The organism is Modestobacter lapidis, from assembly GCF_054780755.1.
Genome location: NZ_BAAGVS010000029.1, coordinates 21,952 through 44,171 on the forward strand (window position 1 = coordinate 21,952; position 22,220 = coordinate 44,171).

21 protein-coding genes are annotated in these 22,220 nt (G+C 74.3%); 15 read left to right on the top strand and 6 right to left on the bottom strand.

Features of this window, described 5'->3' with window-relative positions; translation table 11 throughout:
* Nucleotides 1-17 precede the first annotated feature (17 nt).
* Complete coding sequence (locus tag ACYVG5_RS19550) at nucleotides 18-437, top strand: GlcG/HbpS family heme-binding protein (RefSeq protein WP_222050330.1); 420 nt, start codon at nucleotides 18-20, stop codon at nucleotides 435-437.
* Here the strand turns inward: ACYVG5_RS19550 and ACYVG5_RS19555 are convergent.
* From ACYVG5_RS19555 to ACYVG5_RS19565, 3 genes are all read right to left on the bottom strand, one after another.
* Nucleotides 424-1,134, bottom strand: coding sequence for a hypothetical protein (locus tag ACYVG5_RS19555; protein WP_222050350.1), 711 nt, complete (start codon nucleotides 1,132-1,134; stop codon nucleotides 424-426). The two genes, ACYVG5_RS19550 and ACYVG5_RS19555, sit on opposite strands and share 14 nt — an antisense overlap.
* Before the next feature lie 108 nt (nucleotides 1,135-1,242).
* Complete coding sequence (locus tag ACYVG5_RS19560; protein ID WP_222050329.1) at nucleotides 1,243-2,823, bottom strand: ABC transporter permease; 1,581 nt, start codon at nucleotides 2,821-2,823, stop codon at nucleotides 1,243-1,245.
* Nucleotides 2,820-3,728 carry an ABC transporter ATP-binding protein gene (locus ACYVG5_RS19565; protein ID WP_222050328.1) on the bottom strand — a complete coding sequence of 303 codons (909 nt, stop codon included), beginning with the start codon at nucleotides 3,726-3,728 and terminating at the stop codon, nucleotides 2,820-2,822. The genes ACYVG5_RS19560 and ACYVG5_RS19565 overlap by 4 nt, the downstream gene beginning before the upstream one ends.
* Nucleotides 3,729-3,823: 95 nt before the next feature.
* On the opposite strand from ACYVG5_RS19565, the gene ACYVG5_RS19570 reads away from it, so the two are divergent.
* From ACYVG5_RS19570 to ACYVG5_RS19590, 5 genes are all read left to right on the top strand, one after another.
* Entirely contained in the window at nucleotides 3,824-4,309 is a 486-nt protein-coding gene (locus ACYVG5_RS19570) for a GbsR/MarR family transcriptional regulator (RefSeq protein ID WP_222050327.1), read from the top strand.
* 141 nt (nucleotides 4,310-4,450) lie between these two features.
* Nucleotides 4,451-5,566 carry an alanine dehydrogenase gene (gene ald / locus ACYVG5_RS19575; RefSeq protein WP_222050326.1) on the top strand — a complete coding sequence of 372 codons (1,116 nt, stop codon included), beginning with the start codon at nucleotides 4,451-4,453 and terminating at the stop codon, nucleotides 5,564-5,566.
* On the top strand, nucleotides 5,545-6,552 hold the full coding sequence (locus ACYVG5_RS19580; RefSeq protein WP_460683464.1) for a site-specific tyrosine recombinase XerD: 1,008 nt from the start codon (nucleotides 5,545-5,547) through the stop codon (nucleotides 6,550-6,552). Before ald ends, ACYVG5_RS19580 begins: the two co-directional genes overlap by 22 nt.
* 157 nt (nucleotides 6,553-6,709) lie before the next feature.
* Entirely contained in the window at nucleotides 6,710-7,630 is a 921-nt protein-coding gene (locus ACYVG5_RS19585; protein WP_222050325.1) for a ParA family protein, read from the top strand.
* Nucleotides 7,631-7,703: 73 nt separating this feature from the next.
* Complete coding sequence (locus ACYVG5_RS19590) at nucleotides 7,704-8,204, top strand: hypothetical protein (protein WP_222050324.1); 501 nt, start codon at nucleotides 7,704-7,706, stop codon at nucleotides 8,202-8,204.
* A gap of 163 nt (nucleotides 8,205-8,367) precedes the next feature.
* Here ACYVG5_RS19590 and ACYVG5_RS19595 read toward each other — a convergent pair whose 3' ends face one another.
* Nucleotides 8,368-8,571: a DUF4396 domain-containing protein gene (locus ACYVG5_RS19595; RefSeq protein WP_460683467.1), complete on the bottom strand. Its 204-nt coding sequence runs from the start codon at nucleotides 8,569-8,571 to the stop codon at nucleotides 8,368-8,370.
* Between the two features lie 32 nt (nucleotides 8,572-8,603).
* Here ACYVG5_RS19595 and ACYVG5_RS19600 point away from each other — a divergent pair, with 32 nt between their 5' ends.
* Genes ACYVG5_RS19600 through ACYVG5_RS19610 form a run of 3 tightly spaced genes read left to right on the top strand, consistent with a single transcriptional unit; the run spans nucleotide 8,604 to nucleotide 11,356 of the window.
* Complete coding sequence (locus tag ACYVG5_RS19600) at nucleotides 8,604-9,467, top strand: segregation and condensation protein A (protein ID WP_222050322.1); 864 nt, start codon at nucleotides 8,604-8,606, stop codon at nucleotides 9,465-9,467.
* Nucleotides 9,464-10,447, top strand: coding sequence for an SMC-Scp complex subunit ScpB (gene scpB, locus ACYVG5_RS19605; RefSeq protein ID WP_222050321.1), 984 nt, complete (start codon nucleotides 9,464-9,466; stop codon nucleotides 10,445-10,447). Before ACYVG5_RS19600 ends, scpB begins: the two co-directional genes overlap by 4 nt.
* Nucleotides 10,448-10,486: 39 nt before the next feature.
* The gene (locus tag ACYVG5_RS19610) at nucleotides 10,487-11,356 is read left to right on the top strand and encodes a pseudouridine synthase (RefSeq protein ID WP_222050320.1); all 870 of its coding nucleotides are present in this window, start codon (nucleotides 10,487-10,489) and stop codon (nucleotides 11,354-11,356) included.
* A 189-nt stretch (nucleotides 11,357-11,545) separates the two neighbouring features.
* On the opposite strand, the gene ACYVG5_RS19615 is transcribed toward ACYVG5_RS19610, so the two are convergent.
* Nucleotides 11,546-13,924 carry a beta-xylosidase/alpha-l-arabinosidase gene (locus ACYVG5_RS19615; protein ID WP_222050319.1) on the bottom strand — a complete coding sequence of 793 codons (2,379 nt, stop codon included), beginning with the start codon at nucleotides 13,922-13,924 and terminating at the stop codon, nucleotides 11,546-11,548.
* 37 nt (nucleotides 13,925-13,961) lie between these two features.
* Nucleotides 13,962-14,969, bottom strand: a complete 1,008-nt coding sequence (locus ACYVG5_RS19620; protein ID WP_222050318.1) for a LacI family DNA-binding transcriptional regulator — start codon at nucleotides 14,967-14,969, stop codon at nucleotides 13,962-13,964.
* A 313-nt stretch (nucleotides 14,970-15,282) separates the two neighbouring features.
* On the opposite strand from ACYVG5_RS19620, the gene ACYVG5_RS19625 reads away from it, so the two are divergent.
* Genes ACYVG5_RS19625 through ACYVG5_RS19650 form a run of 6 tightly spaced genes read left to right on the top strand, consistent with a single transcriptional unit; the run spans nucleotide 15,283 to nucleotide 22,211 of the window.
* A complete protein-coding gene (locus ACYVG5_RS19625) occupies nucleotides 15,283-16,590 on the top strand; it encodes an ABC transporter substrate-binding protein (protein ID WP_246630990.1) in 1,308 nt (435 codons plus the stop codon).
* Between the two features lie 43 nt (nucleotides 16,591-16,633).
* Complete coding sequence (locus ACYVG5_RS19630; RefSeq protein WP_460683465.1) at nucleotides 16,634-17,509, top strand: carbohydrate ABC transporter permease; 876 nt, start codon at nucleotides 16,634-16,636, stop codon at nucleotides 17,507-17,509.
* Nucleotides 17,506-18,414: a carbohydrate ABC transporter permease gene (locus ACYVG5_RS19635; RefSeq protein WP_222050316.1), complete on the top strand. Its 909-nt coding sequence runs from the start codon at nucleotides 17,506-17,508 to the stop codon at nucleotides 18,412-18,414. The genes ACYVG5_RS19630 and ACYVG5_RS19635 overlap by 4 nt, the downstream gene beginning before the upstream one ends.
* A 57-nt stretch (nucleotides 18,415-18,471) precedes the next feature.
* Nucleotides 18,472-19,659 (top strand): xylose isomerase, encoded by a 1,188-nt coding sequence (gene xylA, locus ACYVG5_RS19640; protein WP_222050315.1) that lies wholly within the window; start codon nucleotides 18,472-18,474, stop codon nucleotides 19,657-19,659.
* Between the two features lie 7 nt (nucleotides 19,660-19,666).
* Nucleotides 19,667-21,103 (top strand): xylulokinase, encoded by a 1,437-nt coding sequence (locus tag ACYVG5_RS19645; protein ID WP_222050314.1) that lies wholly within the window; start codon nucleotides 19,667-19,669, stop codon nucleotides 21,101-21,103.
* Nucleotides 21,104-21,134: 31 nt separating this feature from the next.
* Complete coding sequence (locus ACYVG5_RS19650) at nucleotides 21,135-22,211, top strand: ABC transporter ATP-binding protein (protein ID WP_222050313.1); 1,077 nt, start codon at nucleotides 21,135-21,137, stop codon at nucleotides 22,209-22,211.
* Nucleotides 22,212-22,220: the final 9 nt, after the last annotated feature.

Sequence of the window (22,220 nt, forward strand, 5' to 3'; positions counted from 1 at the left end):
GATGGCAGGGTGAGCGGGTGCTGACACATGACCAGGCCCTGTCCCTGCTCGCCGCCGCCCGTACCGAATCCGAGCGGGTCGGCATCCCGATGTCCTTCGCCGTGACGGACCCCTACGGCCACCTGCTGGCCCTGCTGCGGCTGGACGGCGCTCCGTGGATCTCCGCCGAGGTCGCCCAGGGCAAGGCGTGGACGGCCGCCGCCTACGGCATGCCCAGCGCCGGGCAGAAGACCAAGATGGACCCGCTGCCGAACTTCGCCGGCGCGCTCACCGAGATGACCCACGGCAAGTTCACCCCGCAGCCCGGCGCCGTGCCGGTGTTCGACGGCGGTCGGCTGATCGGCGCGCTCGGTGCCAGCGGGGGTACCGGCCAGGAGGACGAGGACGTCTGCTCGGCCGCAGTCCAGGGCTCGGGTTTCTCGGTCACGAAGGGCTGACGTCGGGCAGCGACAACCCCAGCCGGCGCAGTTCCAGGCCGGCCAGCGAGCGCACCGCGGCCGGGTTCCCGGCCCGCCACCCGGCGCCGGTGCCGGCCGGGAGACCGGCCAGCTCCGGCAGCGGGGCGGTGGCCAGGGCCCGGGCCGCGAGCAGCTCGAGGTCCGGGCCGTGCGCGCCGGCGGGGACGCTGTCGCCGTCCCCGCCGTCCCCGCCGTCCCCGCCGTCCCCGCCGGGCGCCCCGGCACGACGGGGCGCCCGGGCACCGCGGGCCAGCCGGTCGGCGGCCGCGGCCTCCCGCGCCCAGCGCAACCGCCCGGGCGCCCACCACAGCAGCAGCAGGCCGACGGGCAGCACGACGAGGACGACGGCGAGCACCGTGGCCAGCGTCTGCACCGCGTCCTGGGTGCCCTGTCCGGCGTCCGCGACCGAGCTACCGGCGTCCCCGAGGGTCGAGAACGGGTCGGCCAGTTCGTCCCCGGCCAGCGGCACGCCTTCGGCCACCCCGGCCGCGGAGCCCATCGTCCGGGAGATCGACCGGCCCAGGTCCTCCACCGCGCGGCCGGGCTCGGCCAGCACCAGCACCGCGCCGTGCACCACCCGCGCGACGAGCACCCAGAGCACCGCCCAGGCGAGCATGCCGAGGTCGGCGGCCAGCTGCCGGGCCCGGCGGTCGGAACGGTCGGCGTAGACGCGCATGGGATCCCCTCCGGACGGGAGCGCGGCCGCTCCTGCCCGGCCATCGTCGGTCACCGGCCGCTCGGCGGCAGGCCCACGGTGCGCGCAGCCGCGGGGAAGGCCCCGGGCTCAGCCGATGTCGCGGCGGCGGAACCCGAGCAGCCCGGCCCCCGCCAGGGCGAGGGCGACGGCGGTGAGGGCGAGCAACGGGGGAGCCGACACCGCTTCGGACGGCAGCTGGGGGACGTGCTCGAAGGGGGACAGGCCCACCGCCCAGTCCGGCAGCTGCACCGTGCGGCCCAGCAGCAGGAGGAAGGCGGCCGCGGCCAGCAGCGCCCAGACGGCGCCGACCGCTCGGGGCAGCAGGCCGAACAGCGCGGCCGCCACGCCGGTCAGGGCCCACGCGGCCGGGGCCCAGACGAGCGCGGCGACGGTGAGCCGGCCGACCTGCCCGGGGTCGGCGGTGAGCGTGGCGTGCAGCAGCCCCGTGCCCAGGCCGCCCAGCGCCAGCAGCACCGTGCTCCCCGCGACGGCCACCAGCAGGTGGACGGCGAGCCACCGCCCGCGCGACACCGCGGTGCCCAGCAGCGGTTCGAGCCGGCCGGCGGTCTCCTCACCGCGCATGCGCACCGCCACCTGCAGAGCGAATCCGGTCACGACCAGGGCGGTCATCGAGGTGGCGACGGCGAAGAACGTGTCGACCAGGTCGGTCCCCGACCCGGCGACGAACTCGGCGAGCGCGTCGTTCTGCGAGACGAGCTCCTCGACGGACTCGCCGACCGAGCCGTAGGCGGCGCCGAGCAGGAACATCCCGATGCCCCAGCCCAGCAGGGCCGCCCGGTGCTGCCGCCAGGCGAGGCCGAGGGGGCCGGCCAGCCCGCCGGACGCCGTCGCGCGGCCGGGCCGGGCGGCGACCAGGCCGGCGCCGACGTCCCGCCGGTCCAGCAGCGCGAGCGCCGCGGCGGTGAGGACGGCGGCCGCGGCCAGCGGGAGCAGCAGCACCGCCCAGCGTGCCCCGGCGAAGGGTCGTACGGCCAGCGCCCAGCCCATCGGCGAGGTCCACGACAGCGTGCCTCCGCCGATGTCGCCCGCGGCCCGCAGCACGAAGAAGACCGCCAGGGCGGCCGCGGCGATCCCGCTGGCCCCCCGGGAGTGCTCGGTGAGCTGCGCGGCGACCAGGCCGACCGTGGCCATGACCAGGCCGAACACCACGAAGGAAGCGGCCAGCGCGGCCGACCCGGCGGCCGGTAGCCCGGTGGCGACCAGGCCGGCGCCCACGCCGAGCCCGATGCCGGCGTTCGCCGCGCCCGCGACGACCAGGGCGGCGCCGGGGCCGGCCCACCGGCCGACGACGGCCGCCCGGAGCAGCTCGGTGCGACCGGCCTCCTCCTCGGCCCGGGTGTGCCGGACCACCAGCAGCAGGCTCATCAGCCCGACGGCCACGTAGCCCACGATGGCCACCTCGAACACCACGATCCCGCCGAGCGAGGGCAGCCCGGCGCCGGGGCCGCCCATCATCACCGCGACCGGGTTGTCGCCGACCGCGCCGGCGTAGGCCTCCCGCTCGGCCGTCGACCCGTACAGCGAGGTGACCGACACGACGCTGCTCATCAGCAGCCCGACGACGGCGATCACCCAGACGGGCAGCCGGACCCGGTCGCGGCGCAGCGCCAGGCGCACCAGCGCGCCGGTGCCGGCGAGGGCGCTCACCGGGCGGTCTCCGGCTCCGGCACGGACTCGCCGTAGTGCCGCAGGAACAGCTCCTCCAGCGTGGGCGGGGTGCTGGTGAGGGCGCGGACCCCGGCTCCCGACAGGTGCCGGACCACGTCGTCCAGGGCCGCGCTGTCGACGTCGAACCGGACCCGGCCGTCGCCGGAGACGAGGTCGTGGACCCCCGGCAGCTCCGCCAGCTCGGGCACCGGCCGAACCGTCTCCACCGACATCGAGGTCCGGGTGAGGTGGCGCAGCTCGGCCAGGGTGCCGCTCTGCACCGTGCGGCCCAGCCGGATGATGCTCACCCGGTCGCAGAGCGACTCCACCTCGGCGAGGATGTGGCTGGACAGCAGGACGGTGCGGCCCGCGGCCTTCGCCGCCAGGACGCAGGCCTGGAACTCGGCCTCCATCAACGGGTCCAGCCCCGACGTCGGCTCGTCGAGCAGCAGCAACTCGACGTCCGAGGCTAGCGCCGCGACCAGCGCCACCTTCTGCCGGTTGCCCTTGGAGTAGCTGCGGCTCTTCTTCCGCGGATCGAGGTCGAAGCGCTCGAGCAGGTCGTCCCGGCGCCGCCGGTCCAGCCCGCCGCGGAGCCGGCCGAGCAGGTCGATCGCCTCGCCGCCGGTGAGGTTGGGCCACAGGGTGACGTCGCCGGGGACGTAGGCCAGCCGGCGGTGCAGGTCGACGGCGTTCCGCCAGGGATCACCGCCGAGCAGCGTCGCCGAGCCCCCGTCGGGCCGCAGCAGCCCGAGCAGGACCCGGATGGTCGTGGATTTGCCGGACCCGTTGGGCCCCAGGAAACCGTGCACCTCGCCGCGGGCGACCGCGAGGTCGAGCCCGTCGAGAGCCCGGGTGCTGCCGAAGGACTTGCGGAGGTCGCTGACCTCGATCGGGAACGCCATGGTTCGACGCTACTCAGCTTTCACACATGTGTGAAGGCCGTGTACTAGGGTGGTGCACGCGAACCCGGCGGGTGGGTCGGAGAGGAGGTGTGCCGGTGTCCGGAGACGTCCGGAAGGGCTCGGAGGACGCCCTGCTGTCCTTCGTGGAGCGCTTCGCCCTGGTGCTGTCGGAGACCGGCCTGCCGCGCATGCCGGCACGGGTCTTCGCCTACGTCCTCGCCGATGACGCCGAGCGCTACACCGCCGGCGAGCTCGCCGCCGGCCTGCGGGTCAGCCCGGCCGCCATCTCCGGCGCCGTCCGGTACCTGGTGCAGGCCGGTCTGCTGGGCAAGGAACGCGATCCCGGCGCCCGCAGCGACGTCTACCGCATCTACGACGACGACGTCTGGTCACGGATCTACGGCCAGCAGCTCGAGGTGCTGGCGCGGTACGAGGCGGCGGCAGCCGACGGGATGGCGACGCTGGGCCTCGAGCGACCCGGCGGCCGGCGGATGGCCGAGACGCAGGCGTTCTTCGCGTTCCTGCAGGCCGAGCTGCCGGAGATGCTGGCCCGGTGGCAGGACTTCCGCGCCAGATCGTGACCGGAGCGCCGCGGTTCGGCGGACATCGGGGGCCCGGCGCTGCCTAGACTCCGCCCGAGGCCGGCCCCGACCGGGTCGCCTCCCACGCGGAGGAGCCTCCAGCACCCCGGGGGCTCGCCGCCGAGCCGGGGAGTTGCGTCGATGCGGGTCGGTGTCGCCAGAGAGGTCAAGAACCGCGAGTACCGGGTCGCGCTGACGCCGTCGGGGGTGACCGAGCTGGTCGCCGCCGGACACCAGGTCCTCGTCGAGCGCGACGCCGGCGCCGGCTCGTCGATCCCGGACGACGACTTCAGCGCCGCCGGGGCCCGCATCGTGCCCTCGGCCGACGACGTCTGGGCCGAGGCCGACCTGTTGCTCAAGGTGAAGGAGCCGGTGGCCGAGGAGTACGGCCGGATGCGTGCCGGGCAGACCCTGTTCACCTACCTGCACCTGGCCGCTTCCCGCGAGTGCACCGACGCGCTGCTCGCCGCCGGCACCACCGCGGTGGCCTACGAGACCGTGCAGACCGACGACGGCGCGCTGCCGCTGCTGGCCCCGATGTCCGAGGTGGCCGGCCGGATGGCGCCGCAGGTCGGGGCGCACACCCTCGAGCGGGCCCAGGGCGGCCGGGGCGTGCTGCTCGGCGGGGTGCCCGGCGTCCACGCGGCCAGGGTCGTCGTGCTCGGCGCCGGCGTGGCGGGCATGAACGCGGCCACCATCGCCCTGGGCATGCAGGCACAGGTCACCGTGCTCGACCGGGACCCGGAGAAGCTGCGCGCCGCCGACCGCAGCTACCGCGGGCACCTGCGGACCGTCGCCTCCAACGCCCTGGAGGTCGAGCGGGCGGTGCTGGACGCCGACCTGGTGATCGGCGCGGTCCTGGTGCCCGGCGCCAAGGCTCCGATGCTGGTCGGCAACGACCTGGTCGCGGGGATGAAGCCGGGCTCGGTGCTGGTCGACATCGCCGTCGACCAGGGCGGCTGCTTCGAGGCCACCCGGCCCACGACCCACGACGAACCGACCTTCGGCGTCGCCGGGTCGGTCTTCTACTGCGTGGCCAACATGCCCGGCGCCGTCCCGCACACCTCCACCTACGCGCTCACCAACGTGACGCTGCCCTACGTGCTGGCCCTGGCCGGCCAGGGAACGGCCGCCGCCCTGCACGCCGATCCGGTGCTGTCCCGCGGGGTGAACGTCGCCGGCGGGCAGCTGGTGCACGCCGGTGTCGCCGAGGCGCACGGGCTGCCCAGCGTGCCGTGGACGGAGGTGCTGTCCTGACCATCGTCTCCGCACCGCCCACCGCCGGCAGCGCACCGGCCGGGCCCGAGGTCGAACGGGTCGTCACCGGCTACCTCGACCACCTGGTCGTCGAACGCGGCCTGGCGGTCAACACCATCTCCTCCTACCGCCGGGACCTGCGCCGCTACACCGAGTTCCTCGCCGCTGCCGGCGTGCGGGAGCTGGGGGAGGTGGCGGAGAGCGACGTCGCCGGCTTCCTCACCGCCCTGCGGCAGGGGGACGACGCCCATCCACCGCTGTCGGCCACCTCGGCCGCCCGCGCCGTGGTCGCCGTCCGCGGCTTGCACCGGTTCGCGCTGCTGGACGGGCTGGTGCCCGACGACGTCGCCGCCGAGGTCCGCCCGCCCGCGCCGGCCCGCCGGCTGCCCAAGGCCATCCCGGTCGAGTCGGTCGAGGCGCTGATCGCCGCCGCCGGGTCGGTGGAGGGGCCGCGCGGGCTGCGCGACCGGGCGCTCCTCGAGCTGCTGTACGGCACCGGGGCGCGCATCTCCGAGGCCGTCGGGCTGGCCGTCGACGACGTCGATCCACGCAGTGCGGCGGTGCGGCTGGCCGGCAAGGGGGGCAAGGAACGCGTCGTCCCGGTGGGCAGCTACGCCGTCCGCGCGGTCGAGGAGTACCTGGTGCGGGCCCGCCCCGCCCTCGCCGAGGCCGCCCGCCGCGGGGCCGGCGGTGCGCTGTTCCTCAACAGCCGCGGTGGCGCGCTCACCCGGCAGAGCGCCTGGGCCATCCTGCGGGCCTGCGCCGAGCGGGCCGGCGGGGTGGGTGGGATCTCGGCATCGTCGATCTCCCCGCACACCCTGCGGCACTCCTTCGCCACGCACCTGCTCGACGGCGGCGCCGATGTGCGCGTCGTGCAGGAGCTGCTCGGGCACGCGTCGGTGACGACCACGCAGGTGTACACGCTGGTCACCGTCGAGCGGCTGCGCGAGGTCTACGCGACCAGCCACCCGCGCGCGCTGCGCTGAGGAACCCGCCCGGATCTTCCCCCGGCCAGGTGGTCACGCCCACCCGCCGGCCTGCCGAGAGGAAAGGTGGAGCGACCGATCGGCGGCGAGCGTGCCTCGACCGCCGGCGGCACGCCAGCCCGACTCCAGCCGAGCCGCACCAGGGAAGGTCCAGACGATGTCGACACGAGCCGAGGCGGCGGGGTCCGCCGTCGCGCTCCCGTCCGACGGGGCACTTGCCGGCAGCGGCGAGATGGGTAGCCCGATGAGCCGGGCCGACCCGGCCCGGGCCCGGCAGCGCCGACTGCCCGACCCGAAGCCGATCACCCGGCACGGACCGGCGCGGATCATCGCCATGTGCAACCAGAAGGGCGGCGTCGGCAAGACGACGTCCACCATCAACCTGGGTGCCGCGCTCGTCGAGCAGGGGCGCCGCGTGCTGCTGGTCGACCTCGACCCGCAGGGCGCGCTGTCCGTCGGGCTCGGCGTGCCCGCCCAGCAGATGGACCGCACCATCTACAACGCGCTGATGGAGCCGAACACCACGCTGGCCGACGTCCGGCTGCCCACCCGGGTGCCGGGCCTGGACCTGGTGCCCAGCAACATCGACCTGTCCGCCGCCGAGGTGCAGCTGGTCAGCGAGGTCGCCCGCGAGCAGACCCTGATGCGGGTGCTCGGTCCGGTCCGCGCCGAGTACGACTACGTCCTCATCGACTGCCAGCCCTCGCTCGGGTTGCTGACCGTCAACGCGCTCACCGCCGCCCAGGGGGTGATCATCCCGCTGGAGTGCGAGTACTTCTCGCTGCGCGGGGTCGCCCTGCTGGTCGACACGATCGACAAGGTCAAGGAGCGGCTCAACCCGGGGCTGCAGATCGACGGGATCCTGGCGACCATGTACGACTCGCGGACCGTGCACTGCCGCGAGGTGTTCAGCCGCGTGGTCGAGGCCTTCGGCGACACCGTGTTCCGGACCGTCATCACCCGCACCGTGCGCTTTCCGGAGACCACGGTGGCCGGGCAGCCGATCACCACCTGGGCGCCCACCTCGACCGGGGCCGCCGCCTACCGTGACCTCGCGAAGGAGATGCTGATCCAGTGACCGGGCTCGCGAGGTCCCAGGCCAGCACTGCCCCTGGCGGCACACGTTCGACGAGCGCCGGCGAGGTGGCAGCGTGACGCGCCGTCCCGTCCTGCCGGGCGCCGCCGAGCTCTTCCGCCGCACCGACGTGTCGGCGCAGCAACCCGCCGCGGTCACCGAGCTGCCGACCCTGGCCGCCGCCCAGTCCTCCCCGGCGCTGCGCACCGGCGCCGCCCCGCGGCGACCGGGCGACGAGCCGGCGGCCGACCAGCCGGCGTCGGGCGGCCAGCCGCTGTCGCTGGTGCCGGCCGCCTCCGGCGACGACCTGTCCGCCCTGCGCGCCCAGCTGCCCTCCGCCCCGCGTGCCCCGCGCGGGCAGTCCGACAGCGGCCGTACCCGGCACGCCGAGAAGATCACCGTGTACTGCTCGGCGGAGGAGCTGCTGGCGATCGAGGGCGCCCGGCTCACGCTGCGCGGCCAGCACGGCGTGGTCGCCGACCGCGGGCGGATCGTCCGCGAGGCGATCGCCGTGCTGCTCGCCGACCTCGACGAGCGCGGCGACGACTCGATCCTGGTGCGGAGACTGCGGCGATGACATGGTGATCCTCCGGATCACACCGCGACCAGGCACCGTTCCCCGGTGGCGCTGAGCCGTTGCGCGCGCCCCGGGCGGGTGGCCTCCGGCCGCCGCGCCCAGGCCGCGCACGGCCACTTCGTGGCCGGTTCTCCGTAGTGCGGAGCTCGACCCGTCCACTACCTCAATGCCAGGCATGCACGATGGCGTGGCCCTTGCCGCGGCCCATCAGCCACCGGTTGATCGGCGTGGTCACGACGAAGGCCACCGCGAGGGCGAACGCCAGCGCCGCCCAGAACAGCAGGAAAGCGATGTCGGCGTCCATCGCGCCCGGGACGGGGGTATCCGCGGCACGGCGTCCGGTGCCCCGCTGTGGTGTCGTCCGCAGGGCCCCGACCTGCGCAGCCCTACGCTGGGCAGGTGCGGACGGCGGAGGTCGAGGGGCGGTTCACCGTCCGGCTGACCAACTTCGAGGGGCCGTTCGACCTGCTCCTGCAGCTGATCAGCAAGCACAAGCTCGACGTCACCGAGATCGCCCTGTCGACGGTCACCGACGAGTTCATCGCGCACCTGCACGCCCTGGGCGACGAGTTGGACCTCGACCAGGCCAGTGAGTTCCTCGTGGTGGCGGCCACGCTGCTCGATCTCAAGGCCGCCCGGCTGCTGCCGGCTGCCGATGTCGAGGACGAGGAGGACCTCGCCGCCCTCGAGGCCCGCGACCTGCTCTTCGCCCGGTTGCTGCAGTACAAGGCCTACAAGCAGGCCGCGGACTTCCTCCGGCAGCGCGAGGCCGGAGCCGCCCGCCGCTTTCCGCGCGCCGTCACCCTGGAGCCGCGGTTCGCCGACCTGCTCCCCGAGGTGCTCCTCGGCGTCACCCCCGAGCAGTTCGCCGCCCTGGCCGCCCGCGCACTCACCCCCAAGGCACCGCCCACGGTCAGCGTCGCGCACCTGCACGCCCCGGCCGTGAGCGTCACCGAGCAGCTGCTGCTGGTCCGGAACCGTCTGGCCGGAGCCGGGACGACGACGTTTCGGGCGCTGTCCGGCGACTGCGCGCACACCCTGGAGGTGGTCACCCGCTTCCTCGCGCTGCTCGAGCTCTACCGCCAGCAGCTGGTCACCTTCGACCAGGTGTCGCCGCTGGGCGAGCTGCACGTGCGCTGGGTCGGCCCGGCGCTCGTCGACGGCCGGCTGCCCGGGGACGACGACCTCTGGGCCCGGACGTCCGGCGGCGAGCTCGCCGAGGACGGCGGGGCCGGGGAACTCGTGAAGGAGGAGGATTTGTGAGTGAGCCGACCGGCGGGGAGCGGCTGCCGATCTCCTGGGAGGCGCTGGCCGCCGAGCTCGCCGGCGAGCTGAGCCGGGACGACGGGCGGGGCGCCCCGCCGGGAGAGGCCTGGGATGCCGTCGCCGCCCAGCTGGCCGCCGCGCTGCGCCCGGCGGGCGACGGCCCCGATCCGGTCGCGGCGGACGCAGCGGACGCGGCGGAGGCCGAGCCCGTCGCCGGACCGGACGTCGCCGCATCTCCGCCCGTCGCCGACCCTGCGGCGGCCGAGGAGGAGGCCACGGTCGAGGAGGCGCCGCACCTGCAGCCGCCGACCCGGCTGGCGCGCGCCCCCCGGCCGGCCCCGGTCGAGCTCGAGGTGGTGGAGCAGCCGGAGCCCGCGGTCGAGGAGGTTGTCCCGGCCGGTGACGGGCCGGCCTGGCCCGGCGCCGCCGACCCGGGGGAGGTCCGCGCCGGCTTGGAGGCGTTGCTCTTCGTCGTCGACACCCCGGTCGACGAGGCCACCCTGGCCGCCGCGCTGCGCTGCCCGGTCGGCCAGGTCCGCGACGGGCTGGCCGGCCTGGCCGGCGACTACGAGCGGCGCCGGGCCGGGGTGACCCTGCGCCGGGTGGGGGAGGGGTGGCGGATCTACACCCGCGAGGAACAGGCCGCGGTGGTGGAGCGGTACCTGCTGGAGGGCCAGCGCGGCCGGCTGACCCAGGCCGCCCTGGAGACCCTCGCCGTCATCGCCTACCGGCAGCCGGTCACCCGGGCTCGGGTGTCGGCGATCCGCGGGGTCGGCGTGGACGCCGTCGTCCGGACGCTGGTCAACCGCGGGCTGGTGTACGAGTGCGGCAGCGACCCGGACACCGGCGGCGGGCTCTACGCCACCACCCCGCTGTTCCTGGAACGGCTCGGGCTGACCGGCCTCGCCGAGCTGCCCGAGCTCGCACCGCTGCTCCCCGACACCGCCAGCATGCTCGACCAGCACCCCGACAGCTGACGGTCGGCCAACCCGGCCGGCGGTGAGAGACTGTCGGGGATGAACACCGAGAGCCCCGAGGGCCGGCCCCAGGCCGATGAGCAGGGCACCGAGCAGGGCGATGCGCACGGCGTGTGGTCCGAGGACATGGAACTGGCGCCGGTGCACCCGGGCGACCGCGAGCCCGGCGACACGTCGGGCGACCGGCAGGGGGAGCGGCTGCAGAAGGTCCTCGCCCGGGCCGGCGTCGGCTCCCGGCGGGTCTGCGAGGACATGATCGCCGAGGGCCGGATCAGCGTGAACGGCAGGCAGATCCTCGAGCAGGGCCTCCGCGTCGACCCGCAGACCGACCAGATCGCGGTCGACGGCCAGCGTCTGGACGTCCGCAACGACCGGGTCACCTACGCGATGAACAAGCCGTTCGGCGTGGTCACCACGATGAAGGACGACCGGGGACGGCCCTCGGTCGGCGAGATGGTCGGCGACCTCGCCGCCGGGCTGGTGCACGTCGGCCGGCTGGACCAGGACACCGAGGGCCTGCTGCTGCTCACCACCGACGGCGAGCTCGCCCACCGGCTGGCGCACCCGTCCTACGAGGTGCCCAAGACCTACCTCGCCCAGGTGTCCGGTTCGGTGCCCCGCGACCTGGGCAAGCGGCTGCGCCACGGCATCGAGCTGGACGACGGCCCGGTCGCCGTCGACTCCTTCACCCTCAAGGACACCCACGCCGGCCAGTCGGTCGTCGAGATCGTGCTGCACGAGGGCCGGAAGCACATCGTCCGCCGGCTGCTGGCCGAGGTCGGGCTGCCGGTCTCCCGGCTGACCCGCACCGCCGTCGGCCCGATCGAGCTGGCCCGGATGCGCAGCGGGTCGCTCCGCCGGCTCAACCGCACCGAGGTCGGTGCCCTGCACGAGCTGGTCGGCCTCTAAGGCCCTCCTGCAGGGGCCCGCCGCGAGCTTGCGAGCGGTGGGGGGCAGGAGGGTCCTTCTCCTGCAGGGGCCCGCCGCGAGCTTGCGAGCGGTGGGGGGCAGGAGGGTCCTTCTCCTGCAGGGGCCCGCCGCGAGCTTGCGAGCGGTGGGGGGCAGGAGGGTCCTTCTCCAGGAGGGCCGACTCCCAGATCACAGCGGGCAGATGCGCACCGGGGTGGTCAGCACCCGGTCGGCGCCGACCACGCGGCCCGGCCCGGTCAGCCGCAGGGGCACGGTGAGCCGCAGGTCCTCGCTGGAGTCCCCCAGCTGAGCGATCAGCTCGCCGGGTTCGACCACCCGCTGCAGGTCGCGGCCGGTGAACGACGCCCGATCGGCATGCAGCGTGAAGGTGACCTCCGCGGCGGCGCCGGCCGCCAGCTCCACCCGGGCGAAACCGGCCAGCTGCCGCACCGGCCGGGCCACGCTGGCCACCGGGTCGGACAGGTAGAGCTGCACCACCTCGGCGCCGGCCCGGCCGCCGGTGTTGCGCACCGTGCAGGAGATCGTCACCGCGCCATCGGTGGGGAAGGCGGCCGGCATGTCGCCGGGAACCGCGCCGTCGACCCGCGGGCCGTCCCACTCGAACGTCGTGTAGGACAGGCCGTGCCCGAAGGGGAACGCCGGGGTCGGGTCGGCCGAGCTGATCCCGCTCTTCCCGCCCAGCACCGCGTGCAGGTAGGTGGCCGGGGAGCCTCCGGGGGTGGCCGGCACCGACACCGGCAGCCGCCCGGAGGGGTTCACCCGGCCGCTGAGCACGCCGGCGACGGCGCCGGCGCCCTCCTCACCGGGGAAGAAGGCCTGCACGATCGCCGCGGCCCGGTCGACCACGCCACCCAGCGCGTAGGGCCGGCCGGTCAGCAGGACGACGACGACCGGCTTGCCGGTGGCCAGCAGCGCGTCGAGCAGCTCGCCCTGCACACCGGGCAGCTGCAGGTCGTCGGCGTCGCAGCCCTCACCGGAGGTGCCCCGGCCGAAGAGTCCGGCGACGTCGCCGAGCACGGCCAGGACGACGTCGGCGTCGGCGGCCACCCGGACCGCCTCCTCGATGCCGCTGCGGTCGGCCTCCTGCACCGGGCACCCGGGGGAGTAGGCGACCTCGGCGCCCGGGAACTCGGTGCGCACCGCCTCCAGCAGGGTCGGCAGCTCGATGCCCAGCGCGAGGTCCGGGTGGGCGACCCCGACGTGGTTGGGAAAGGCGTAGCAGCCCATCAGCGACAGCACCTCGTCCGCGGCGGGGCCCACGACCGCCATCCGTGCGGGCGCCGCCAACGGCAGCACCTGCGCCCGGTCGGCCAGCAGCACCACCGACCGCTCGGCCAGGGTGCGGGCCAGCGCCCGCAGGTGCGGCGGGTCGAAGTCCGGCGGCCCGCCCTCGCGCAGCGCCGGCGGCTCGGGGTCCCAGCCGGCGTCCAGCAGGCCCAGTTCGCCCTTCTGCCGGAGCACCCGCGCCAGCGCGCGGTCGACCAGCCCGACCGGGATCCGGCCCGAGCGGACCCGTTCCAGCAGCGGCTCGCCGTAGCAGCGGACGGTGGGCAGCTCGACGTCGATGCCGGCGGACAGGGCCAGCGCCGCGGCCTCGCCGGGCGACCCGGCCACGCCCTGGTGGGTCTGCAGGAACGACACCGCGAAGTAGTCGGCGACCACCACCCCCTCGAAGCCGAGCTCGCCGCGCAGCAGGTCGGTGAGCAGTGCGGGGTCGGCGCCCGGCGGCACACCGTCGACCGCGGCGTAGGAGTTCATCACCGAGCGGGCACCGCCCTCACGCAGCGCCGTCTCGAACGGCGGCAGCACGACGTCGCGGAACTCGCGGGGGCCCATCCGCACCGGGGCGTGGTTGCGGCCGGCGCCGGAGGCCGAGTACCCGGCGAAGTGCTTGAGGGTGGCGACCACCCCGGCGCTCTCCAGCCCACGGGTGTAGGCCGAGCCGAGCACGCCCACCAGGTAGGGGTCCTCGCCGATGGTCTCCTCGGTGCGGCCCCACCGGTGGTCGACGGCGACGTCCAGCACCGGGGACAGGCCCTGGTGCACGCCGACCGAGCGCATCAGCGCGCCGATCCCGGCCGCCATCGCCTGCACCGACGCCGCGTCGAAGGAGGCACCCCAGGCCAGCGGGGTGGGGAAGACCGTGGCCTGCCAGGCGGTGAAGCCGGTGAGGCATTCCTCGTGGGCGATCGCCGGGATGCCGAGCCGGGAGCCGGCGACGATGCCGCGCTGGGTCTGCGCCAGCACCCGGGCGCCGGTCAGCGGCTCGACCGGCCCGGTGCCGAACACCCGGGTCAGCTGGCCCAGACCGGGGGCGGTCAGCTCCTGCCACGGCGGCAGCGGCTCGGCGAAGTCGTGCTGGTTGGGGGCGACGTCCTCGCCCTCGGAGATCGCCGTCCAGACGCCGTAGAGCTGGGCGATCTTCTCCTCCAGGGTCATGACGGCCATGAGGGCTCGCACCCGGTCGGGCAGGGCGACCGCCGGATCGGTCCAGTCGACGGCGGCCTGGTCCGCCGGCTCGACGCTGAGGGCGGGGTTCTCGGTCACGAAGCGGGCTCCCGGGTGGTCGTTCGGAGGAGTGCGGTCAGCTCGGGGGAGGAGCCGTGGAGGCGCGGGTCACCAGGTGGGTGGACAGCTCCAGCCGCTGGGAGTCCAGCCGGCCACCGGTGATCAGCTCGTGCAGCACGCGACCTGCCATCCGGCCCATGTCGGCCAGTGGCTGGCGCACGGTGGTCAGCGGTGGGGAGGACCAGCGCGCCATCGGCAGGTCGTCGAAGCCGACGACGCTGAGGTCGCCGGGCACCGACAGCCCGGCGACCCGGGCGGCCTCGATGACCCCGAAGGCCTGCTCGTCGCTCCCGGCGAAGATCGCCGTCGGCCGGTCGGGCAGGGCCAGCAGCGCCCGGGCCTCGTCGTGGCCGCCCTCGTGGTGGAAGTTGCCGTGCCGCACCAGGTCCGGGTCGACCGGGATGCCGGCCCGCTCCAGGGCGGTCCGGTAGCCGTCGATCCGCGCCCGGCTGCACAGGTAGGACTCCGGCCCGCCGATGACGGCGATCCGCCGGTGACCCAGCTCGACCAGGTGCTCGGTGGCCGACAGGCCACCCGCCCAGTTGGTGGCCCCGACGCTGGGCACGTCCTGGCCCGGCAGGTCGACCGGGTCGATGACGACGACCGGCAGGTGCGAGCGGCCCAGCCGGCGCTGGTCGGTCGCGGTGAGCCGGGAGGTGACCACGATGGCCCCGCGGCGCCCGCCGGCGATGAGCGACTGCACCCAGTCCGGCTCCCGCGAGCTGGCCAGCGAGGAGACCACGACCGCCAGGCCGCTGTCGGTCACGCCGCGCAGGATCTCCACCGCCCAGGGGCTGTCCAGGGCGGTGAAGACGACGTCGACGAGCAGGTCCTCGGGGGCCTCGTTGCTCCGGCGGGCGACGGGCACGTAGTTGTGCTCCTCGAGCAGCCCCTGGACCAGTGCGCGGGTCGCCGGGGCGACGTCCTGCTTGCCGTTGACCACCTTGGACACGGTGGGCAGGGAGACGCCGGCTGCCGCCGCGATGCTCGCGAGCGTGGGTCGACCCAGCTGGTGGGGCGGCATCGGGCGATCCTCCGGTCCTCGGGTGGTACGGGCCGTCCGCCCCGTCCCGGGCCCCGGGACGGGCCTGCCCGGAACCGCTGGCAGCGTGCGGGGCGATGCTAACCGGAACAGCGGCAGTTTATCGAAACTTCTCGGCCCAGTTTCTGTCCACGGTGGCGCGGGCGCCCCGTCGGCGGCTGTCGTCGTGGGTCGATGATCACGCTGGATGCGCGGCCCGCAGGGGCGCGTTGACAGCCAGGGTGGCCTGGCTTACGTTCTCGCAACTGCTCGAAACTTTCGGTTTGCGTCGACGAAACAGGAAGGTGGCGGTGGGATGACTCCCCGGCGTCTGACCCGCGTGGCCGCTTCGGCCAGCACCCTCGTCCTGCTCGGCTCCCTCGTGGCGTGCGGGTCCTCGGGCCCCAGTGGCTCGGGGGGCGGCGGCGGTGACACGGCCCAGGTGTGGGCGCTGCAGGACACCAACCTCAACCCGATCGAGGAAGCCTCCATCGAGCGCTTCAACGAGCAGTCCGAGGCCGGCGACGCCGAGCTGGCGACCTTCGGCAACGACCCGTACAAGCAGCGGCTGCGCACGGCCATCGGCTCCCCGCAGGCCCCCGACCTGTTCTTCAACTGGGGCGGCGGCAACCTCAAGGAGTACGTCGACGCCGGCAAGGTCGAGGACCTGACCCCGCTGCTCGACGAGAACCCCGAGCTGAAGGACGCGTTCCTGCCCAGCGTCCTCGCCGGTGCCCAGCTGGACGGCCAGTACTACGGCCTGCCGATGCGCGGCATGCAGCCGGTGGTGCTGTTCTACAACGAGCAGGTCCTCGACGCCGCCGGCGTCTCGGTGCCCACCACCTGGAACGAGCTGCTCACTGCCGTCGACGGTCTCGAGGCCGCCGGCGTGACCCCGATCGCGCTGGCCGGCAACCAGGCGTGGACGGAGCTGATGTGGGCCGAGTACCTGCTCGACCGCGTCGGTGGCCCCGAGGTGTTCCAGAACATCCGGGACGGCAAGGAGGGCGGCTGGAGCCAGCCCGAGGTCCTCGAGGCCATGACCATGCTCGAGGACCTCATCGACCGGGGCGCCTTCGGCAGCGACTTCGCCTCGGTGGGCTACGACGTCGGCGGTGCCTCGACGATCCTCGCCCAGGGCGACGCCGGGTTCCACCTGATGGGCTCGTGGGAGTACACCAACCAGCTCGGTCAGAGCCCGGACTTCGTGACCACCGGCGACCTGGGCTGGACGGCGTTCCCCGCCGTCGAGGGCGGCGCGGGCGACCCGTCCAACCTCGTCGGAAACGTGTCGAACTTCTACTCGCTGACCACCGACTCCACGAACAAGGAGACCGCCCGCGAGTATCTGTCGACCGCGCTGACCGACGACCAGTACATCGCCGACCTGATCGCGGCCGGCGACGTCCCGCCGGTGACCGGGGTCCGGGACCAGCTGGAGCAGACGGAGAACGCCGACTACAGCACCTGGATCTACGACCAGACCGTCGAGGCGGAGAACTTCCAGCTGTCCTGGGACCAGGACCTGGCGGCCGACGAGGCCACGGAGATGCTCGAGCAGCTGTCGTTGTTCTTCCTCGGCGAGCAGACCCCGCAGGGCTTCGTCGACGCCATGGCCGGCTGAGGAAGACCGAGAAACTACGGTCATGGGCTTTCGAGGGTCATCCGTGCGGACGGGGCAGCAGCGCCCCTCCGCCTGGTACGCGGCACCGGCATTGCTGTTCTTCGGGCTGTTCGCGGTGCTGCCGATGGTGCTGGTCGTGTACCTCAGCTTCACCGACTGGGACGGGTTCGGCTTCCCGCAGCCCTCCGGGGCCGAGAACTGGAGCCGGCTGGTCCAGGACGGCGAGGCGCGCGACGCGCTGTGGCTCACCCTCGTGCTCATGGTCCTGTCCTGGGCCGTCCAGACCCCGGTCGCCCTGCTGATCGGGGTCTGGGCGGCCGGCAGGCAGCGCAACCGGGCCGTCCTCAGCTCGCTGTTCTTCCTGCCGCTGCTGCTCTCGACCGCCGCCATCGCCCTGCTGTGGCGGTCGGTGCTCGACCCGAACTTCGGCGTCACCCAGTCGCTGCCGTTCCTGGACCGGTTCAACTTCCTGGGCAACACCGAGATCGTCATCTACACGGTGGTCTTCGTGATCACCTGGCAGTACGTGCCCTTCCACACCCTGCTGTACCAGGCCGCGGCCCGGAGCATCCCGGTCAGCCTCTACGAGGCCGCGACCATCGACGGCGCGGGACGGTACAAGCAGTTCTTCACGATCACCCTGCCGCTGCTGAAGTACACGGTCATCACCTCGACCGTGCTCATGCTGGTCGGGTCGTTCACCACCTTCGACACGATTCTCATCCTCACCGGCGGCGGCCCCGGGACGACGACGCGCATCGCACCGCTGTACATGTACATCACGGGCTTCAGCGGCTTCGAGTTCGGCTACGCCAGCGCGATCGCGGTGTTGCTGCTGGCCCTCGGCGCCGGGTTGTCGCTCGTGGTGACCAGGGCGACCGGATTCCGCGACATGCAGAGCCAGCAGGAGGGGGTGTGACCGTGACCCGGACCGCGACCCTCCCGGCGGCCCCGGCCGGCCCGCCGGTGGCCCGACCACCGCGTCGCCGCGGCCGGGCCGGCGGCCGGCGGGAGCGGCCGAACTGGCTGGCGGGTGTGCTGGCCACGGGATGGCTGGTGCTCGTCGCCGTCCCGTTGTACTACCTGGTGGCGGCCAGCTTCCGTACCCGGCAGGACTACCTGTCCACCAGCCCGCTGAAGCCCCCGTCGGCCCCGACGGTCGAGAACTACGTGACGGTGCTGCAGGGCGGCTTCACCACCTACCTGCTCAACACCGTGATCGTCACCGTGGGCACGGTGCTGATCGTGCTGGCGGTGACCGTGCCGGCGGCCTACGCGGTGGCGCGCAACGCCGGCCCGCTGGTGCAGCGGATGTTCTCGCTCATGTTGATCGGTCTGGCCATCCCGGCCCAGGCCACGATCATCCCGGTGTACCTGCTGATCACCCAGCTGCGGCTGTACGACACGCTGCTGGCGATCATCCTGCCGACGGCGGCCTTCGCGCTGCCGGTCGCGATGCTGGTGCTGACCAACAGCCTGCGCGACGTGCCCAAGGAGCTCTACGAGGCGCAGACCCTCGACGGCGCCGGCCCGCTGGCGGTGCTGCGGCACCTCGTCCTGCCGCTGGCCAAGCCGGCGATCACCACCGTCTCGGTGTTCACCGCCCTGAACGCCTGGAACGGATTCCTCTTCCCCCTCGTGCTCACCCAGTCCCAGAGCACCCGGGTGCTCACTCTGGGGCTGTGGGACTTCCAAGGCCAGTTCGGCACCAACGTGCCGGGCCTGCTGGCAGCGGTCACGCTGTCGGTCGTCCCGATCTTCGTGCTGTACCTCATCGGGCGGCGTTACCTGCTGAGCGGCCTGACCGCCGGCTTCGGCAAGTGACCGCCCGGCCGACCCGCCCGATCCGCTGGACCACCCGCCCATGAGAGGAACTCCCCGATGACCCCGCAGCCCAACCGCGAGGACAAGTTCACCTTCGGTCTCTGGACGGTCGGCTGGCCGGCGCGCGACCCCTTCGGCGACGCCACCCGCGCCGACGTCGACGTGGTCGAGTCGGTGCACCGGCTGGCCGAGCTCGGCGCCTACGGCGTCACCTTCCACGACGACGACGTCATCCCGTTCGGCAGCGACGCCACGGCGCGGGAGAACCGCATCAAGCGCTTCCGGGCCGCCCTGGAGGAGACCGGCCTGGTCGTCCCGATGGTGACCACCAACCTGTTCACCCACCCGGTGTTCAAGGAGGGCGGGCTCACCGCCAACGACCGCGAGGTGCGGCGGTTCGCGCTGCGCAAGGTCATGCGCAACATGGACCTCGCCGCCGAGCTGGGCGCGCAGACCTACGTGCTGTGGGGCGGCCGGGAGGGCACCGAGGTCGACACCGCCAAGGACCTGATCGCCGCGCTGGACCGCTACGCCGAGGCGATCGACACCCTGGCCCAGTACTCGGTCGACCGGGGCTACGGGCTGCGGTTCGCGCTGGAGCCCAAGCCCAACGAGCCGCGCGGCGACATCTTCCTGCCCACCGTCGGGCACGCCATCGCCTTCATCTCCAGGCTGCAGCACGCCGACCTGGTCGGGATCAACCCCGAGGTCGGCCACGAGCAGATGGCGAACCTGAACTACACGCACGGCATCGCCCAGGCGCTGTGGTTGGGCAAGCTCTTCCACATCGACCTCAACGGCCAGCACGGCCCGAAGTTCGACCAGGACCTGGTGTTCGGCCACGGCGACCTGATCCAGGCCTTCTCCACCGTGGACCTGCTGGAGAACGGCGGCCCGCAGGGCGGCCGGACCTACGACGGGCCGCGGCACTTCGACTACAAGCCGCACCGCACCGAGGACATGGACGGCGTGTGGCGCTCGGCGGCGGCGAACATGCGCACCTACCTGCTGCTCAAGGAGCGGGCCGCGGCCTTCCGCGCCGATCCGGAGGTGCAGGAGGCGCTGGCCGCCGCCCGGGTGCCCGAGCTGCGCACCCCGACGCTGGCGGAGGGGGAGACCTATCAGGACCTGCTCGCCGACCCCACCGCGCTGGAGGACTTCGACGCCGCCGCGGTCGCGCAGCGCGGTGCCGGCGTCGCGCGGGTCGACCAGCTGATGATCGAGCACCTGCTCGGCGCCCGCTGAACCCGCGATGACGCTGGTGGCGGGGGTCGACTCGTCGACCCAGTCGTGCAAGGTCGTGGTGCGGGACGCCGACAGCGGTGGCCTGGTCCGCGCGGGCCGGGCCACGCACCCCGAGGGCACCGAGGTCGACCCGGCCGCCTGGGACGCCGCCCTGCAGCAGGCGATCGCGGCCGCCGGCGGGCTGGACGACGTCGCCGCGATCGCCGTCGGCGGGCAGCAGCACGGCATGGTCTGCCTCGACGAGGCCGGCTCGGTCGTGCGCCCGGCCCTGCTGTGGAACGACACCCGGTCGGCCGGTGCGGCCGGTGACCTCATCGCCGAGCTCGGCGGCGGGGACACCGGCCGCCGGGCCTGGGCGGATGCGGTCGGGCTGGTCCCGGTGGCATCGTTCACGGTCACCAAGCTGCGCTGGCTGGCCGAGCACGAGCCGGAGAACGCGGCCCGCACCGCAGCGGTCTGCCTGCCGCACGACTGGCTGACCTGGCGGCTGGCCGGGGATCGCGGGGATGGGTCGGCGGGTGGCAAGCAGAGCCTGGAGTCGCTGGTCACCGACCGCGGGGACGCCAGCGGCACGGGGTACTGGTCCGCGGCGCGCGGCGCCTACCGGATGGACCTGCTGGAGCGGGCCCTGGGCTCCTCGGCGCTCGTGCCGCGGGTGCTCGGCCCGGCCGAGGAGGCCGGCCGATCCACCGGCGGCGCCGTCCTGGGCCCGGGCACCGGCGACAACGCCGCCGCGGCGCTCGGGGTGTCGGCCGAGCCGGGTGACGTGATCGTCTCGATCGGCACCTCGGGGGTGGTCTCCATCGTCTCGACGACCCCGACGGCCGACCCGTCGGGGACCGTGGCCGGCTTCGCCGACGCCACCGGCAACTTCCTGCCGCTGGTCGTGACGCTCAACGCCGCCCGGGTGCTGGACGCGACCGCCCGCCTGCTGGGCGTCGACCACGACGGGCTGTCCCGGCTGGCGCTGAGCGCGCCGGCCGGGTCCGGCGGCCTGGTGCTGGTGCCCTACCTGGAGGGCGAGCGGACGCCGGACCGGCCGTACTCGACCGGTGCACTGCACGGCCTCACGCTGTCCACCGCCGAGCCCGCGTTCCTGGCCCGGGCCGCGGTGGAGGGGCTGCTGTGCGGCCTGGCCGACGGGCTGGCCGCGGTCGCCGCCGGCGGCACCCCCGTGCGCCGGGTGCTGCTGGTCGGCGGTGGCGCGCGCTCGGCGGCGGTCCGCCGGCTGGCGCCCGCGGTGCTCGGCGTCCCGGTGCTCGTGCCGCCGCCGGGGGAGTACGTGGCCGACGGCGCGGCCCGGCAGGCGGCCTGGGTGCTGGCCGGTGGGAGCACCCCGCCGGTCTGGCCGGCCACCGAGACCCGGACGTTCGAGGCCGAGCCGCTGCCGCAGGTCCGCGAGCGGTACGCCGCGGTGCGCGAGCTGACCGCCGACCGCACGTGACGGCAGCACCACCCCCACGAGAGGAAGCACCATGGCGACCGTCACCTACGAGAGCGCGACGCGCAGCTACCCGGGCGCCGAACGCCCGGCCGTCGACGCCCTGGACCTGCAGGTCGAGGACGGCGAGTTCCTCGTCCTCGTCGGCCCGTCCGGTTGCGGCAAGTCCACCTCGCTGCGGATGCTCGCCGGCCTGGAGGACGTCGACGGCGGCCGGATCCTGATCGGCGGCCGCGACGTCACCGACGTGGCGGCCAAGGACCGGGACATCGCCATGGTGTTCCAGAACTACGCCCTGTACCCGCACATGACCGTCGCGGACAACATGGGCTTCGCGCTCCGGATGGCCAGGCTGCCCAAGGGCGACATCCGCACCCGGGTCCAGGAGGCCGCCCGGTTGCTGGACCTGGAGCCCTACCTGGACCGCAAACCCCGGGCGCTGTCCGGCGGGCAGCGGCAGCGGGTCGCGATGGGGCGGGCCATCGTCCGCCAGCCGCAGGTGTTCCTGATGGACGAGCCGCTGTCCAACCTCGACGCCAAGCTGCGCGTGCAGACCCGCACCCAGATCGCCCAGCTGCAGCGCCGGCTCGGGATCACGACCGTCTACGTCACCCACGACCAGGTCGAGGCGATGACCATGGGCGACCGGGTCGCGGTGCTCAGGGACGGGCTGCTGATGCAGGTCGGCCGGCCGCGCGAGCTCTACGACCAGCCCCGCAACGTCTTCGTGGCCGGTTTCATCGGCTCGCCGGCGATGAACCTGCTCGAGCTCCCCGTCGTCGACGGCGGGGTGGCGTTCGGGGACGTCGTCCACCCGGTGCCCCGCGACGTGCTGGGCCGGGCCGGGGGCGACCGGGTGGTCCTCGGCGTCCGGCCCGAGGACCTGGAGCCCGCCGAGCACGGCCTGCCGATCGAGGTGGACGTCGTCGAGGAGCTCGGCGCCGACGCCTACGTCTACGGTCGCACCACCCAGGGCGGGCAGGAGCACACCCTCACCACCCGGGTCGACGGGCGACGCCCGCCGGGCAAGGGCGACGTGCTGCACGTGCGCCCGCGGCCCGGGCACATGCACCTGTTCGACGTCGGCAGCGGTGCGCGGCTGGGTGATTGAGCGTTCCTG

Bases quoted from the DNA above. Each gene is read 5' to 3' on its own strand.
- ACYVG5_RS19620 (WP_222050318.1), bottom strand. From the start codon at position 14,969: ATGCCGCCCCACCAGCTGGGTCGACCCACGCTCGCGAGCATCGCGGCG.
- ACYVG5_RS19585 (WP_222050325.1), top strand. From the start codon at position 6,710: ATGTCGACACGAGCCGAGGCGGCGGGGTCCGCCGTCGCGCTCCCGTCC.
- ald (WP_222050326.1), top strand. From the start codon at position 4,451: ATGCGGGTCGGTGTCGCCAGAGAGGTCAAGAACCGCGAGTACCGGGTC.
- ACYVG5_RS19565 (WP_222050328.1), bottom strand. From the start codon at position 3,728: ATGGCGTTCCCGATCGAGGTCAGCGACCTCCGCAAGTCCTTCGGCAGC.
- ACYVG5_RS19625 (WP_246630990.1), top strand. From the start codon at position 15,283: ATGACTCCCCGGCGTCTGACCCGCGTGGCCGCTTCGGCCAGCACCCTC.
- ACYVG5_RS19650 (WP_222050313.1), top strand. From the start codon at position 21,135: ATGGCGACCGTCACCTACGAGAGCGCGACGCGCAGCTACCCGGGCGCC.
- ACYVG5_RS19555 (WP_222050350.1), bottom strand. From the start codon at position 1,134: ATGCGCGTCTACGCCGACCGTTCCGACCGCCGGGCCCGGCAGCTGGCC.
- ACYVG5_RS19645 (WP_222050314.1), top strand. From the start codon at position 19,667: ATGACGCTGGTGGCGGGGGTCGACTCGTCGACCCAGTCGTGCAAGGTC.
- xylA (WP_222050315.1), top strand. From the start codon at position 18,472: ATGACCCCGCAGCCCAACCGCGAGGACAAGTTCACCTTCGGTCTCTGG.
- ACYVG5_RS19610 (WP_222050320.1), top strand. From the start codon at position 10,487: ATGAACACCGAGAGCCCCGAGGGCCGGCCCCAGGCCGATGAGCAGGGC.